Origin of the sequence: uncultured Agitococcus sp. (assembly GCF_937920075.1) — a bacterium.
Taxonomy (GTDB): Bacteria; Pseudomonadota; Gammaproteobacteria; order Pseudomonadales; family Moraxellaceae; genus Agitococcus.
The window spans coordinates 1-1,655 of sequence record NZ_CALETI010000376.1 but is presented as its reverse complement, the minus strand read 5'-3'; the positions used below and the strand labels follow the sequence as shown (position 1 = coordinate 1,655).

At 39.2% G+C, this 1,655-nt stretch carries 3 protein-coding genes; all 3 read right to left on the bottom strand.

What is annotated here, in order from left to right; translation table 11 throughout:
* Nucleotides 1–154: 154 nt before the first annotated feature.
* Entirely contained in the window at nt 155–352 is a 198-nt protein-coding gene (locus Q0212_RS12670; RefSeq protein WP_297926080.1) for a hypothetical protein, read from the bottom strand.
* 1 nt (nt 353) lies between these two features.
* Entirely contained in the window at nt 354–566 is a 213-nt protein-coding gene (locus Q0212_RS12665; RefSeq protein ID WP_297926078.1) for a hypothetical protein, read from the bottom strand.
* Between the two features lie 141 nt (nt 567–707).
* The gene (locus Q0212_RS12660; RefSeq protein ID WP_297926076.1) at nt 708–1,484 is read right to left on the bottom strand and encodes a site-specific DNA-methyltransferase; all 777 of its coding nucleotides are present in this window, start codon (nt 1,482–1,484) and stop codon (nt 708–710) included.
* Nucleotides 1,485–1,655 lie beyond the last annotated feature (171 nt).

The window sequence follows — 1,655 nt, the reverse complement described above, 5'->3', positions numbered from 1 at the left end:
AAAACCGTGTTTTAATACTCACAATCTAACTCTCATTGCAGTGCGACAAGCACCCAGCCACTTACTGCTAAATTGTTTACGCTTTTAGCAAACTCTCGCTTGCTTAAAACAGTGGGGTACTTGCACCTGAATTTTGGTAGTTAGAACCTAAATCTTATTTTTGCCATCTTTCATATTTCACAATTTTAGCATTAACAAATGGGCTAAACTCACGCGCTTTTTTTAATGCTGCTCTTGCTTTAATCAGACTTTCAAATTTGCTAGCGTGTTTCTCTAGCGTAGTCCTGCTTGGGTCGCCTTCGCCTTTATCAAGCCAAACACCATCTTCAAGTTTCACTATGTAAAAAGCCATGCTACACCTCCTCACCAAAATTAGATTCTAATGCCGCAATAATTACCTCATGCGCGTTATTGTGAATTGGCAAATAAGCATCTTTTTGCTCTGCTAATTCAATACCAACAATATCCATTGCGCCACAAATAGCCTCTAATTGGCGGCCTGTAAGTGTTAAATTTACGGTTTTGTTTTCGTTTTCAGGATTAACGTTAATGCTAATGCTCATCATTCATTCTCCACAGCTAAAAAAGGTGCTGCAACCTATAATTCATCGCTAAAATACGCTTTCTAACTCTCATTGCAGTGTGACAAGCACCCGAACTGCATTTAGGGTTACTGTCAGCGCGGTGCTTGCGCCTGAATTTTTTAGTTATACACCAATCCTTTGTTTAGCAATCTCAAAATACCCTGCATCTTTTTCAATACCAATAAATTTGCGGTTAAGGCTCTTGCAAGCAACGCCTGTTGTACCGCTACCCATAAAGCAATCTAATACTGTGTCACCTTCGTTCGACCAACTAATGATATGGTCGTTAGCGAGTTTTTCAGGAAAAACTGCGGGGTGCAGTCGCTTGTTATTGTCTTTTTCTGGCGGCATTTTCCAGACATTGTGTCTTTGTCCAAACTCGGCCACTTTTTTTACTCCCTTACCGCAACCATCTTTAATTTCACCGTTTCTTTGCCTCACAGTATTACGGAATAACTCCCCGTAGCTTTTATTTTTTTTGTCTTTGATAGGGTTGAATGTTGCTATTTTTCCCCGTGTAAAAATAAACATATACTCAAAAACAGGCGCATAAGTTAGTTTTAATGCACCCACAGCAGTGAAGTTGTCTTTATCCCAAATCATCGTATCATGCAAATTAAATCCTATTTCTTTAGCATACAGGGCTTGTCTAAAACTTGTACCTGTCTCGCTTCCCTTGATTGTCGCATCATTAACAATCCAAACAACGACACCACCTTTTTTAGTCACTCTAAACAATTCTTCTAAAACAGGCTTCCAAACGTGTTCACCCCAATCTAAAGAATTATTGTAATTCCGTAAATTATCGTAAGGTGGTGAAGTAACAGTTAAATCTACACTGCCGTCAGGTATCTCTTTCATACGCTCTAAGCAATCACCAAGCATTAAATTAATTGTCATAATGTGTCTAACTCCTGCATCAACAGCGACAAGTACCCAGCCGATTATTGTGTTATGTTTGCAGTTATTGGCAACATTGCACTTTACTGCTTTGTTGTGGGTTGTTACGTGTTAGCTTTTTAGTTATGCGTACAAATACGCAGTACAGCCGCATATTGAACGCCCATTATC